The sequence below is a fragment of the Thermoanaerobacter sp. X514 genome (assembly GCF_000019065.1).
GTDB lineage: Bacteria > Bacillota > Thermoanaerobacteria > Thermoanaerobacterales > Thermoanaerobacteraceae > Thermoanaerobacter > Thermoanaerobacter pseudethanolicus.
Map to the genome: position 1 here is coordinate 1,623,999 of NC_010320.1, position 13,309 is coordinate 1,637,307.

Consider the following 13,309-nt stretch of genomic DNA (forward strand, 5'->3'; position numbering starts at 1 on the left):
AAAAATCTGATAAAATTAAAATCATTGAATGTATACATTATTTTAGTAAAGGAGGCACGATACAAAATGAATGCTTTGGGTCGCCACATTTTGGCAGAAATTTATGGGTGCGATAGCAATATTTTAGACAACTTGGAATTAATCGAAGACATAATGGTTCAGTCTGCAATAGTGACAGGCGCAGAGATACGGGAAGTAGCTTTCCATAAATTTAATCCCCAGGGCGTAAGCGGAGTAGTGGTCATATCAGAATCTCATATAACTATCCATACTTGGCCAGAACTGGGTTATGCCGCGGTTGACGTATTTACTTGTGGTGATGATGTCAATCCGTGGGATGCCTGTAACTATATAGCGAAAATGTTAAGAGCACAAAACATGACTGCAACAGAGGTGAAACGTGGAGTATTTGAAAAACCAGTGAAGGTGGTTAACTACTGATTAAATTCCATAGTATGAAGGTTTTGATTCCTTTGTGGCTTTTAAAGCCACTTTTTTCTATAATTAGGGGTGAACATATTTATGGTAGGTTATGAGGACTTTGTTAAAAAAATACATAAATTAACTGGAATAGATTTGTCTTCATACAAAGAAAAGCAGATGAAAAGAAGATTAGAATCTTTAATCTCTAGTCACAAATTTAGCTCTTATGAGGAATATTTTAATGAACTTACTGTCAATAAAACATTATATGAAGAGTTTCTAAATTATATTACTATTAATGTAACAGAATTTTTTAGGAACCCTTCACAGTGGGAAATCTTAGAGAAAGACCTTTTACCTAACATTATAAAAAAAGGTTTTAGAGTGTGGAGTGCAGCTTGTTCTACTGGGGAAGAACCTTATTCTGTAGCCATGCTTTTAACAAAGTTTATAGATTTAAAAGATGTGACAATTATTGCTACAGACATAGATGGAAGAGTATTAGAAAAAGCTAAAAAAGGTATATATTCGGCTGAGACTGTTAAAAAAGTACCTCAAGAATATTTAAAAAAATTCTTTAGAAAAATTGATGACAAAAGTTATCAGATAAGTGAAGATATTAGAAAAAGTGTACAATTTGAAAAGCATGACTTGTTAAATGATGAATATCCTAAAAATATAGATTTATTAATTTGTAGAAATGTGTTAATATATTTTAATGATACAGCTAAAGATAAAATATATAAAAAATTTTATGAGTCTTTAAATGATAACGGTATATTTTTTGTGGGTAGCACAGAGCAAATAATATTGCCATATAGATACAATTTTGAACCAATTAAAACTTTTTTCTATAAAAAAATTATTCCACAGGGATAAAAGAGGTGTTAATAATAATGCCTACCAATATTTATGTGACTGAAGAAGAATTAAAAAAACAAGAAAAAATAATGAAAGAAATTGCAGAAGAAAATAAGGGTAAAAACCTTTATTATCACATTGAAACTTACGGCTGCCAAATGAATGTCCATGATTCAGAAAAACTAGCAGGTATGTTAGAAAAGATGGGATATAAATATACTGAAAATCTGGAACAAGCTGATGTTTTACTTTTTAACACTTGTGCTGTAAGAGAACATGCTGAAATAAGAGTATTGGGAAGAGTATCACAAATGAAAGAATTGAAGGCTAGAAATCCTAATTTAATTATTGGTGTATCTGGCTGTATGATGCAAGAAAAAAATGTAGTAGAAGCTATTAAAGAAAAATATTCCTATATAGACATTGTTTTTGGCACTCATAATATATATAAATTTCCACAGCTTTTATGGGAGGCTTTGAACTCTCAAGATATAGTTATAGATATTATAGAAGATACAAAAAATGTAATTGAAGAGTTACCTGTCAAAAGGGACAGCAATTTAAAGGCATGGGTTAATATTATTTATGGTTGCAATAATTTTTGCACCTATTGCATAGTGCCATATACAAGAGGCAGAGAAAAGAGCAGAAAGCCAGAAGATATAATAGCAGAAGTAAAAGAATTAGCCCAAAAAGGGTATAAGGAAATCACTTTATTGGGACAAAATGTAAATTCTTACGGAAAAGACCTTGATGAAGATATAACTTTTGCAAAACTACTTTATAAGCTAAATGATATTGAAGGAATTGAGAGAATAAGGTTTATGACTTCTCATCCTAAAGATATTTCCGATGAATTAATATATGCCATGAGGGATTTAGATAAAGTTTGTGAACATTTGCATTTACCTGTACAAGCTGGTAGCAACAAAATTTTAAAAAAGATGAATAGAAAATACACCAAAGAACACTATTTAGAAATTATTGATAAAGTAAGAAGTAACATTCCAGATATTGCGATAACAACAGATATAATCGTAGGTTTTCCAGGTGAAACAGAAGAAGATTTTTTGGAGACGTTGGATTTAGTAGAAAGAGTGCGATTTGATGCCGCTTATACTTTTATTTACTCTAAAAGAGCAGGCACTGTTGCGGCAAATATGCCAGACCAAGTAGATGATGCTGTAAAACATGAGCGTTTAGAAAGACTTATAGAGTTGCAAAACAAAATCAGCTTAGAAAAAAGTGCAGAATTGAGAGGAAAAATTGTGGAAGTATTGATAGAAGGAATTAGTAAAAGAGATAGTAATAAATTGACCTCTCGAACTCGAACCAATAAAGTAGTCCACTTTGTGGGAGATGAAAGCCTTATCGGCAAACTTGCTAATGTTAAAATAACTGAAACAAAGGCTTGGACAATGCAGGGAGAATTAGTAGAAGTTATAAGATAAAAGTGCGCCTATATGGGCGCTAATTTTTATGATATAATAAAGAGGAGTCGGAGGTGCAAGAAAATGGCCGTCACTCCAATGATGGAACAATACCTTAAAATAAAAGAAAAATATAAAGATGCAATACTCTTTTTCCGCCTAGGAGATTTTTATGAGATGTTTTACGAAGATGCGGAAATTGCTGCTAAAGAGCTTGAAATAGCTTTGACAGGGAGAGACGCCGGAACGGAAGAAAGAGCCCCAATGGCTGGTGTTCCTTACCATGCAGCAGACTTTTATATAGACAAGTTAATAAAGAAAGGATATAAAGTTGCTATTTGTGAACAATTAGAAGACCCTGCAAAAGCAAAAGGTTTGGTAAAAAGAGATGTAGTAAGAATATATACTCCGGGGACAATAATAAATCCTGAATCAATGGATGAAAAAACAAATAACTACCTTGTGTCTGTTTTTAAAGGAAGGGACAATTATGGAATTTGTGCTGTTGATGTAACAACGGGAGATTTATACGCTACAGAACTTAAAAATTGTAAAGACACTAAAAGAGTTTATGATGAAATAACAAAGTATGCTCCTTCAGAAATAATCGCTAATGAAGATTTTTTAAAAAATAATAAATACATAAAAATTTTCAAGAATAATAACTGTGCTATAAATATCTATGAAAAGCAGCTTGACTATGAAGAAAAAATTAAATTAATAGAAACTCAATTTAATAAAAAATCCGAAGAATTAGGTATAAAAGATAAGCCTTATATGGCTAATTCGTTAGCGGCTCTTTTTAGCTATTTACAAGAATTACAAAAAACTGCTTTAAAGCATATAAACAAATTGCTTATATATGAAGATAACTCCTATATGGGATTAGACAGCAATGCAATAAAAAATTTAGAAATATTAGAGTCTAATAAAAACAAGTCAAAAAAAGGTTCTTTATTAGGAGTTTTAGATAAAACTGTAACTCCTATGGGAGGAAGGCTTTTAAAAAAATGGCTAGAAGAGCCTTTGCTTAATAAAGAGCATATTGATGCTCGGTTGCAAGCAGTAGAAGAACTTTTTAATGATTATAAAAATCGCCAAGATTTAAAACAACTTTTAAACAAAATATACGATTTAGAAAGATTGGCCAGCAAAATTGTCTACCAGAGTATTAATCCAAAAGATTTTATTTCCATAAAGCTATCTCTTCAAAATTTGCCTTACATCAAAGAAATATTAGAAAAGTTCAATTCAAGGCTTTTGAAAGAGATATGCGAGAAATTTGATATTTTACAAGATATATACGAATTAATAGATAAGTCGATAAAAGATGACCCTTCTACTCAATTAAAAGAAGGAAATATCATAAAAGACGGGTATAATGAAACAGTGGATAAGCTAAGAAAGGCTTCAACAGAAGGTAAAAATTGGATCGCAAATCTTGAGGCTGAAGAAAGAGAAAAAACAGGCATTAAGAACTTGAGAATAGGTTACAACAAAGTTTTTGGCTATTATATTGAAGTTACAAAATCTAATATACCACAGGTTCCTGAAAGATTCATACGAAAACAAACTTTGGCAAATGCAGAAAGGTATGTGACACCTGAGCTTAAAGAAATAGAAGAGACTATATTAGGAGCAGAAGAAAAATTAATTGAGCTTGAATATCAGCTTTTTAACGAAATAAGAGAAAAAGTAGAACTACAAATTGTAAGAATACAAAATACAGCAAAATATATAGCCATAATAGATGTACTCATTTCCTTTGCAGAAGTTGCGGAAACAAATAGATATATAAAACCGATAGTAGATTATAGTGACAGAATAGTCATCAAGGAAGGGAGACATCCAGTAATAGAGACTATTTCTGATGAATCTTTTGTAGCAAATGATATAGATATTGGTTCTGAAAATCCTATCATGATAATAACGGGGCCTAATATGGCTGGTAAATCTACTTACATGAGACAGGTTGCTTTAATTGTACTGATGGCGCAGATAGGCTCTTTTGTCCCTGCTTCTTACGCTAAAATTGGGATTGTAGATAAAATCTTTACAAGAGTAGGAGCATCCGATGACATCTTTGCAGGACAGAGTACCTTTATGGTGGAAATGTCTGAAGTGGCAAATATATTAAAATCTGCCACTAGTAAAAGTTTGATAATACTAGATGAGGTAGGGAGAGGTACAAGCACTTATGATGGTATGAGTATAGCTCATGCAGTTATTGAATATATTCATGAAAAGATAAAGGCTAAAACTTTGTTCGCTACTCACTATCATGAATTGACAAAACTTGAAGGCAAGATGAAGGGAGTAAGGAATTATAATGTTTCAGTAGAAGAAAGAGAAGATGACATAATATTTTTACGGAAAATAGTACCTGGTGGCGCTGATAAAAGCTATGGAATACAAGTTTCAAAATTAGCAGGACTACCTTATAGCATTGTTGAAAGAGCAAAAGAGATATTGAACAGTTTGGAAAATGATAAGGCCATAAAGTCCGAATTAGAAAATGCATCACAGCAACTTGCCTTTACTCAAATAGATATTTTTTCTACGGCAAAGGATTCGCTAATTGATGATATAGCCAATTGCGATGTGGACAACATGACTCCTATTCAAGCTCTAAATTATTTATATGAATTAAAGGAGAAGGCAATCTCCTTGAGGAGCGGAGTATTATGAATAAAATTCATCTTTTAGATGAAAAGACAATAAATAAAATTTCTGCAGGAGAAGTTGTTGAAAGACCTGCCTCTATAGTGAAAGAATTAATTGAAAATTCTATTGACGCTGGAAGCAAAAATATTACAGTGGAAATTTTAGAAGGTGGCATTCCTTATATAAAGGTATCTGACGACGGTTGTGGAATGAATGAAATAGACGCCATTTTAGCTTTTGAAAGGCACGCCACCAGCAAGATAAAATCTGACAATGACCTTTATAGTATAGGGACATTAGGTTTTAGAGGAGAGGCCTTAGCTAGTATTGCGGCAGTTTCCCATGTAACTTTACAGACTAAAGAAGAAGGAGCTTTATTTGGTACTAAAGTTGTTGTGGAAGGTGGGAAGGTAGTAGAAAAAACTACTTGTGGTTGTGCAAAAGGATGTAGTATTGAAGTAAGAGATGTGTTTTTTAATACGCCGGCACGAAGGAAGTTTTTGAAACGTCCTTCAACAGAGAGTATGTATATAATTGATGTTGTAACTAAATTGTGCCTTTCCCATCCTGAAGTTTCTTTTAAATATGTAAAAGACAGGAAACTACAGTTTATAACATCAGGTAATGGAAATATAGAAGATGTAATTTTGAGGCTTTTTGGAAATGAAGTCTACTCTTCTCTTATGTCAGCTTCTTTTGAAAGTGAAGATTTGAAATTAAAGATTTTAGCAGGTAAAAATTCTTTAAATTATTCAAATAGGAATATGCAATTTTTCTATGTAAATGGAAGATACGTAAAAAATAAAACCCTCTCGGCCGCTGTAGATGAAGCTTTTAAGACTTATATACCTGTGAACCGATATCCTGCTGTTTTTTTGTACATGGAAATAGACCCAAGGCAGATTGATGTGAATATACATCCTTCAAAATTAGAGATAAAATTTTCAGATGAAAGAAGAATTTTTGAAGCTGTTTATAAAACTATAAAGGATAGCCTTCATAAATACAACTTGATACCAGAAGTAAAAATTGAAGAAAAGAAAAATATCTTTGAAATTGAAACTCCAACTATTTCAGCTGAGCAGACGAAATTATACTTGACTTCTTCTGATAAAGAATTAGAAGAGGAAAAAAAGAAATTTGACAATGAATTTAAAGGTAAGAATGTTTTTTTAAAAGATAATGTATTAAAAGAAAATAGTAAAAATAGTAGTTTAGATAACCATTTGGCTGTTTATGAGGAATATGAACATGAAAAAGAAGAAATAAATAAAAATGACCTTGCTAAAAAAATAAGTGATATAAGAATAGTGGGCACATTATTTTCTACTTATATAATCGTAGAAAAGGAAGATGTATTCTATATAATTGACCAACATGCTGCCCACGAAAGGATTTTATATGAAAAATTTACTTCCCAATATGAAAAAATTCAAACAAGGCAGGTAACATTTCCTATTGTAGTAGAATTACAACCAAGAGACTTAGAACTTGTTCATCAAGAAAAAGAGCTTTTAAATAAATTAGGTTATGTATTTGAGGAATTTGGGAACAATTGTATAATATTAAGAGAAGTGCCTGTAATTTTAGGACAGCCAGAAGCAAGGCAGTTATTTATAGATATAGTGGAAAAACTTAAAGATAAGGAACTTATCAATAAAATATCCTTAAAAGAAGAAAATATTATAATGATGGCTTGTAAAGCTGCAGTAAAAGCTATGGATAATTTATCTGAAAAAGAAATTCATAAACTTTTTGATGACTTAAAAATTACAGAAAATCCTTATACTTGTCCTCACGGAAGACCTGTTATAATCGCTATAACAAAAACTCAGTTAGAAAAGATGTTTAAAAGAATTATGTAATATAAGGGTGATGGGATGGCTATACAAATTGTGCTTATTGTTGGGCCCACAGCCTCTGGCAAGTCTAAATTAGCAGTAGACGTGGCAAAAGAATTTAATGGAGAAATCATTTCTGCTGACTCTATGCAAGTTTATAAGTACATGGATGTTGGTACAGCAAAAATTACAAAGGAAGAAATGCAAGGCATCCCTCATTATTTGATAGATATTGTAGAGCCAGATCAAGAGTTTAGTGTAGCAGAATATGAAAAAAGAGCGAAAGAGATTATAAAGGATATTTACAAAAGAGGGAAACTTCCTATAATTGTAGGGGGAACTGGTTTATATATCAATTCAATAATTTACATCATGCACTTTTCTGATTTTGAAGGAAGCAAAGAATTTAGAGAGAAAATGAAAGAATTAGCAAATACTTATGGCAGTCAATATCTTTATGAAAAATTAAAAAGTGTGGACCCAGAGGCGGCAAAAAAAATACATCCAAATGATATTAGAAGAATCATCAGAGCTTTAGAAGTTTATGAATTTACAGGGAAACCTATTTCTTACTATCAAAAAATGAGTGGTATGCGTTTAAATCCAGAGTATCAGCCTATAATGATAGGGCTTAATTTCAGAGACAGACAAATTTTATACGATAGAATTAATCAAAGAGTGGATGAAATGATAAAAAATAATTTGGTTGAAGAAGTGGTAAACTTGCTAAAAATCGGGTATAATAAAGACAGTACTGCTATGCAGGCTTTAGGATATAAAGAAATTGTCGAATATTTAAAAGGAGAGATTTCTTTAGAAGAAGCTATTGAAAAAATTAAAAAAGGGACAAGGAGGTATGCAAAAAGACAGATCACCTGGTTTAAGGGTTATGACTTTATCAAATGGTTTTTTGTAGATGACTATAAAAATTATGAAGAACTCAAGAAAAATATTATTAAATATTTAGCAGGAAAATTAAATTTTTGATAGAATATAACTAATGATACATATTAAAGAAGGGGGATAAAGATGGCAAGTTCAAAAGCAGCTATTAATTTACAGGATATCTTTTTAAATCAAGTGAGGAAAGAGCATGTACCAGTAACTGTCTACTTAATCAACGGATTTCAATTAAAGGGTTTAGTGAAAGGATTTGATAATTTTACAGTGGTGTTGGAGTCAGAGAACAAACAGCAACTTCTTATCTACAAACATGCTATTTCGACAATTACACCTCAAAAGCCTGTGATCTTCTCTGCTTCTGATAAAGATGAGAAGAGAGAAGAGTGAAAAAAACAAAAAAACAGTATTAGGGCAACTAATACTGTTTTTTTGAAATAATAAAGTAAGGGAGTTTGCCAAAATGAAGATTGGTTTCATAGGTGTTGGCAATATGGGCCTTGCCCTTATAAAGGGCATATTAAAAGCGGATTTTATAGAGGCAGAAGATCTAATTCTTTACGATCCAGTGAAAGAAAAAACAGCGGGATTAGAGAAAGAATTTGGAGTTGCTATTGCAAAAGACAATATTGATTTAACTGAAAAGTCGGACATTATCATCTTAGCAGTAAAACCTAACATCTACGACGTTGTTTTGGAGGAAATAAGAGCAAAAGTAACTGATAAAAAGATAATAATCATTATAGCTCCAGGTATAACTATAAGCCATGTCAAAGATATTTTAAAAGCAGGAAAAATAGTGAGAACAATACCTAATACTCCTGCTTTAATAGGAGAAGGTGTTACTGCTATAAGTTACTCACAAGAGATACAACAAGAGGATAAAGAAATTGTGGAGAAGATTTTTAAAACCTGTGGGGAAATTGTAGAAGTAGAAGAAAAGTTAATTGATGCTGCAATGGCTGTCTCTAGTTGTAGTCCAGCATTTGTGTACATGTTTATTGAAGCATTGGCAGATGGTGGTGTACTATTGGGATTACCAAGAGATGTTGCGTATAAATTAGCTTCAAAGGCTGTAGCTGGTGCAGGTAACATGGTATTAAAAACAGGTTTTCATCCTGGCCAATTAAAAGACATGGTAACATCTCCAGGTGGTACAACTATTGAAGGTATAAGGATTTTGGAAAAAAATGCAATGAGAAGTGCAGTGATTGAAGCAGTGGCTGCAGCATATCAAAAAACAAAGGGATTGAAGTAAAAATGTCAAATAATATCGATGTTGTTGAAATATACACAGATGGAGCTTGTAGTGGTAATCCTGGTCCAGGTGGCTGGGCAGCAGTTTTACTGTACAAAGGAACAAAAAAAGAAATATCAGGATTTGAAGAAAATACTACAAACAATAGAATGGAATTAAAAGCAGTAATAGAAGGTTTGAAAGCCTTAAAAAGGCCTTGTAAAGTTAATTTATATAGTGATAGTAGTTATGTAATAAATGCCTTTAAAGAAGGCTGGCTTGAAAAGTGGCAGAAAAACAATTGGCTAAAATCAGATAAAACTCCAGTAGAAAATCAGGACTTGTGGAAGGAGCTTTTAGAGATTTCAAAAAATCATCAAGTCAATTGGATTAAAGTAAAGGGCCATGCAGATAATGAATACAATAATTTATGTGATAGACTGGCTACAGAGCAAATAAAAAGAAATACCAGACAAAACCCCAAGGAGTGAATTTACAAATTTCCTTTGGGGTTTTGTTTATATGGTGTAAAATAATTAAGGCAAGGATGCCGAAGTTATACCAAAAAATACTTGATTTTGGCTCAGAAATTATGTTATGATATATAACAAGTAATTATACGAAATAACTATTTCGTATAATTAGGATTGTAGAAAGGAGTTTTGAAAATGTCTAATGAAATTTCTAATAATACTTCCAATAATGGTTCTATTAAATATCCCCCTCTTCTTGAAGAATTTTTAAACTACTTCTCAACTGTAAAAGCCCGCTCTTATAATACTGTAAAAGCTTATGCCTATGATTTAGTTTTGTTTTTGCGTTTTTTAAAGCAAAGGCGCCGAAAAGTTAGTCCTGATGTTGAATTTGATGAAATAGATATCTCTGATGTGGATGTTGATTTGATAGAGTCTGTTGATTTAAACGACTTATACGCCTATCTTAACTTTGTGGCTAACGAAAGGTCTAATACTCCCCATGCTCGTGCTCGAAAAGTAGCAAGTTTAAGGTCTTTTTATAACTATCTTTATAAAAAAGCTAAGGTGCTAAGCAAAAATCCTACTCAAGAATTAGAGTCGCCAAAACTTTCTGTAAGACAGCCTATTTACCTCACCCTTGATGAAAGTAAAAAACTTTTAAATTCCATAGATGGACCTTTTAAAGAAAGAGATTACGCAATTATCACTTTGTTTTTAAACTGTGGGCTCAGAGTTTCTGAACTGGTGAATATAAATTTAGACGACATAAAAGACGATAAACTAACTGTTATAGGAAAAGGAAATAAACAAAGAACAGTTTATTTAAATGATGCCTGTATTAATGCAATAAATACATATTTGAAGGTAAGACCTAAAGAAGGAGTCAAAGATAAAAAGGCTTTGTTTTTGAGCAAAAGGCTTAAACGCATAAGTGTTAAAACTGTACAATATACCGTAAAAAAACATTTAAAAAATGCTAATTTAGAAGGAAAAAAATATTCTGCCCATAAATTGCGCCATACAGCCGCGACTTTGATGTACAGATATGGTAATGTAGATATAAGGACTTTACAAAAGCTCCTAGGGCATTCTAACGTGTCTACGACGCAAATTTATACCCATGTAGATGATTCGCAATTAAAAGAAGCTGTAAATAAAAACCCTTTATCACAAAAGGAAGATTGAAAATAAAATTCAAGAGGAAAATCTTTCCTCTTGAATTTTATTTCGTAGCTTATTCTTCTTTGTAAATATTATTTAAAGCAATAGCCATTGCCAATTTTACTTGAGGATAAGTAAGACCACCTTGCACGTATGCGATATAAGGTTCTCTTATAGGGGCATCTGCACTTAACTCTATAGAAGATCCTTGTATAAATCCTCCTGCTGCCATTATGACTTTATCCTGATATCCTGGCATGTCCCACGGCTCAGGAATTACATGAGAGTCTACTGGGGACCCCATTTGTATTCCCTGGATAAAAGATATCAACTCTTCAGCAGTTTTAAATTTGATAGCTTGAACTATGTCAGTTCTTTCTTCGTCATATTTTGGAGTAACTTCATAGCCTAAGTCTGACATAATTTTCGCTAAAAGAACAGCTCCTTTTAAAGCTTGTCCTACCACTTGAGGTGCAAAAAATAACCCTTGTAAAATCAATCTATTTAAATCTAAAGAAGGACCTACCTCTTTTCCTATGCCAGGGGCATATAGCCTATAAGAAGCATTTTCAACTAATTCCTTTTTTCCTACTACATATCCACCTGTAGGGGCAATTCCCCCACCTATGTTCTTTATAAGAGAACCTGCTATAATGTCGGCTCCTACTTCTGTTGGTTCTTTTATCTCAGTAAATTCTCCATAGCAATTATCTACAAATATGATTACATCTTCTTTTACCTTTTTAATTTCACTAATTGCCTTTTCTATATCTTCTATCTTCAAAGACTTTCTATAGTCATACCCTTTTGATCGTTGAATCATCACCATTTTAGTTTTTGAGGTTATTGCTTTTTTTACACTTTCTATATCTATTTTTCCATCATTAAGGAGGGGAATTTCTTTATATATAACTCCGTATTCTTTTAAACTTCCCCTCCCCTCCCCTTTTATCCCTATTATTTCTTCTAACGTATCATAAGGCCTCCCACAAGCTGAAATTAGCTCTTCATTTGGTTTTAAATTGCCAAATAGACATAATGCTATAGCATGAGTTCCAGAAACGATTTGAGGCCTTACTAAAGCGTCTTCTGCGGCAAATATTCCTGCATATATCTTTTCGATTGTCTCTCGCCCGATGTCACCATATCCATAGCCAGTTGTGCCATTAAAATGGATATCGCTTAATTTGTTCTTTTGGAAATGATATATGACCTTATACTGATTGTACTCTACAGTCTTATCAATCTTTCTAAATACAGGATGACAATCTTTTTCTGCTTTTTCTATAACTTCGATTATTTTTGAGTTTATATGGAAATTGTTCTGCAAAAATTTTTTTGTGTCCATTTTCTCAGTCCTCTCTAATGTCTATACTGTCTATTGTTATTAAATCTTCTTTGGTTATATTTATTTTGTTTAAAACTCTTACAGCCTGTTTTCTAATTGCTCTTTCTATGATATTCCTTACAAGGCGCGCATTCCCCATTTCTCTTGAATTGTCGTCACGAATCAATATTTTCATTAATTTTCTCTTTGCACTTTCTGTAAGCTTATATTGCCTGTTTTTTACCATGACTTCCGCAATCTGAAGAAGTTCATCTATAGTATAATCAGGAAAATCTATCTGGATTGGAAACCTGGAGCGAAGTCCGGGATTGGTATTTAAAAAATATTCCATTTCGTGTTTGTAACCTGCTAATATAAGTATAAATTTATTCCTATTGTCTTCCATTTCTTTGACAAGAGTATCAATAGCTTCTTTGCCAAAGTCTTTTTCTCCACCCCTTGCCAAAGAATAAGCTTCATCTACAAACAAAATTCCTCCCAAAGCTTTTTTTACATTTTCACGGACTCTGTGAGCAGTATGTCCTATGTATTCTCCTACTAGATCAGCTCTCTCTACTTCAACTACATGGCCTTTTTCTAAAACTCCTATACTTTTTAAAAGTTTTCCTAATATCCTTGCTACAGTAGTTTTGCCTGTTCCTGGATTGCCTTTAAATATCATATGTAATACTATAGGTTCAGTGGCTAATCCTTCCTTTTTACGCTTTATTTGCAGTTGCGAGAAAGCGTAAATTTCTTGTATAATTTCTTTCACTTTATTAAGGCCTATCAAAGAATTTAGCTCTTTTAAAGCTTCTTCTTGTAATTTTTTATCATCTACAGTTGTTGTGACTTCTTTAGGTTTATCTTCTGACTTTTTTTCTATTTTATATCCTTCAAAAAAAACTGGCCATATTCCCATCTACCACCACATCCCAATACCATTTTTATTTTATTGTTATTCTATGATATTGGGATGTGGAAAGTGA

12 protein-coding genes are annotated in these 13,309 nt (G+C 32.2%); 10 read left to right on the top strand and 2 right to left on the bottom strand.

Features of this window, described 5'->3' with window-relative positions; all coding sequences use genetic code 11:
• The first annotated feature begins 66 nt into the window (after positions 1 to 66).
• The 10 genes from speD to TETH514_RS08145 all read left to right on the top strand — a co-directional run bounded on the left by speD (position 67) and on the right by TETH514_RS08145 (position 11,017).
• Positions 67 to 441 (top strand): adenosylmethionine decarboxylase, encoded by a 375-nt coding sequence (gene speD / locus TETH514_RS08100; protein WP_003866794.1) that lies wholly within the window; start codon positions 67 to 69, stop codon positions 439 to 441.
• A gap of 81 nt (positions 442 to 522) precedes the next feature.
• Positions 523 to 1,302 (top strand): protein-glutamate O-methyltransferase CheR, encoded by a 780-nt coding sequence (locus TETH514_RS08105; RefSeq protein WP_003866793.1) that lies wholly within the window; start codon positions 523 to 525, stop codon positions 1,300 to 1,302.
• A 17-nt stretch (positions 1,303 to 1,319) separates the two neighbouring features.
• Complete coding sequence (gene miaB, locus TETH514_RS08110) at positions 1,320 to 2,735, top strand: tRNA (N6-isopentenyl adenosine(37)-C2)-methylthiotransferase MiaB (protein ID WP_003866792.1); 1,416 nt, start codon at positions 1,320 to 1,322, stop codon at positions 2,733 to 2,735.
• 63 nt (positions 2,736 to 2,798) lie between these two features.
• Positions 2,799 to 5,402, top strand: a complete 2,604-nt coding sequence (mutS, locus tag TETH514_RS08115; RefSeq protein ID WP_003866791.1) for a DNA mismatch repair protein MutS — start codon at positions 2,799 to 2,801, stop codon at positions 5,400 to 5,402.
• Positions 5,399 to 7,243, top strand: coding sequence for a DNA mismatch repair endonuclease MutL (gene mutL, locus TETH514_RS08120; RefSeq protein ID WP_009052377.1), 1,845 nt, complete (start codon positions 5,399 to 5,401; stop codon positions 7,241 to 7,243). Before mutS ends, mutL begins: the two co-directional genes overlap by 4 nt.
• 15 nt (positions 7,244 to 7,258) lie before the next feature.
• On the top strand, positions 7,259 to 8,206 hold the full coding sequence (miaA, locus tag TETH514_RS08125; RefSeq protein ID WP_003866788.1) for a tRNA (adenosine(37)-N6)-dimethylallyltransferase MiaA: 948 nt from the start codon (positions 7,259 to 7,261) through the stop codon (positions 8,204 to 8,206).
• 42 nt (positions 8,207 to 8,248) lie between these two features.
• Positions 8,249 to 8,509 (top strand): RNA chaperone Hfq, encoded by a 261-nt coding sequence (hfq, locus tag TETH514_RS08130; protein ID WP_003866787.1) that lies wholly within the window; start codon positions 8,249 to 8,251, stop codon positions 8,507 to 8,509.
• A 73-nt stretch (positions 8,510 to 8,582) separates the two neighbouring features.
• On the top strand, positions 8,583 to 9,377 hold the full coding sequence (proC, locus tag TETH514_RS08135; protein ID WP_003866786.1) for a pyrroline-5-carboxylate reductase: 795 nt from the start codon (positions 8,583 to 8,585) through the stop codon (positions 9,375 to 9,377).
• A 2-nt stretch (positions 9,378 to 9,379) separates the two neighbouring features.
• Positions 9,380 to 9,847, top strand: coding sequence for a ribonuclease HI (rnhA, locus tag TETH514_RS08140; protein WP_009052378.1), 468 nt, complete (start codon positions 9,380 to 9,382; stop codon positions 9,845 to 9,847).
• 177 nt (positions 9,848 to 10,024) lie between these two features.
• Positions 10,025 to 11,017, top strand: coding sequence for a tyrosine recombinase XerC (locus TETH514_RS08145; RefSeq protein WP_009052379.1), 993 nt, complete (start codon positions 10,025 to 10,027; stop codon positions 11,015 to 11,017).
• Positions 11,018 to 11,066: 49 nt separating this feature from the next.
• On the opposite strand, the gene TETH514_RS08150 is transcribed toward TETH514_RS08145, so the two are convergent.
• Both TETH514_RS08150 and spoVK read right to left on the bottom strand, forming a co-directional pair.
• Positions 11,067 to 12,341, bottom strand: a complete 1,275-nt coding sequence (locus TETH514_RS08150; protein WP_003866782.1) for a methionine gamma-lyase family protein — start codon at positions 12,339 to 12,341, stop codon at positions 11,067 to 11,069.
• A 4-nt stretch (positions 12,342 to 12,345) separates the two neighbouring features.
• Positions 12,346 to 13,242, bottom strand: a complete 897-nt coding sequence (gene spoVK / locus TETH514_RS08155; RefSeq protein WP_003866781.1) for a stage V sporulation protein K — start codon at positions 13,240 to 13,242, stop codon at positions 12,346 to 12,348.
• Positions 13,243 to 13,309: the final 67 nt, after the last annotated feature.

What these genes read in the sequence shown, in the direction of transcription:
- speD (WP_003866794.1), top strand. Translation starts at nt 67, where the DNA reads ATGAATGCTTTGGGTCGCCACATTTTGGCAGAAATTTATGGGTGCGAT.
- TETH514_RS08105 (WP_003866793.1), top strand. Translation starts at nt 523, where the DNA reads ATGGTAGGTTATGAGGACTTTGTTAAAAAAATACATAAATTAACTGGA.
- miaB (WP_003866792.1), top strand. Translation starts at nt 1,320, where the DNA reads ATGCCTACCAATATTTATGTGACTGAAGAAGAATTAAAAAAACAAGAA.
- mutS (WP_003866791.1), top strand. Translation starts at nt 2,799, where the DNA reads ATGGCCGTCACTCCAATGATGGAACAATACCTTAAAATAAAAGAAAAA.
- mutL (WP_009052377.1), top strand. Translation starts at nt 5,399, where the DNA reads ATGAATAAAATTCATCTTTTAGATGAAAAGACAATAAATAAAATTTCT.
- miaA (WP_003866788.1), top strand. Translation starts at nt 7,259, where the DNA reads ATGGCTATACAAATTGTGCTTATTGTTGGGCCCACAGCCTCTGGCAAG.
- hfq (WP_003866787.1), top strand. Translation starts at nt 8,249, where the DNA reads ATGGCAAGTTCAAAAGCAGCTATTAATTTACAGGATATCTTTTTAAAT.
- proC (WP_003866786.1), top strand. Translation starts at nt 8,583, where the DNA reads ATGAAGATTGGTTTCATAGGTGTTGGCAATATGGGCCTTGCCCTTATA.
- rnhA (WP_009052378.1), top strand. Translation starts at nt 9,380, where the DNA reads ATGTCAAATAATATCGATGTTGTTGAAATATACACAGATGGAGCTTGT.
- TETH514_RS08145 (WP_009052379.1), top strand. Translation starts at nt 10,025, where the DNA reads ATGTCTAATGAAATTTCTAATAATACTTCCAATAATGGTTCTATTAAA.
- TETH514_RS08150 (WP_003866782.1), bottom strand. Translation starts at nt 12,341, where the DNA reads ATGGACACAAAAAAATTTTTGCAGAACAATTTCCATATAAACTCAAAA.
- spoVK (WP_003866781.1), bottom strand. Translation starts at nt 13,242, where the DNA reads ATGGGAATATGGCCAGTTTTTTTTGAAGGATATAAAATAGAAAAAAAG.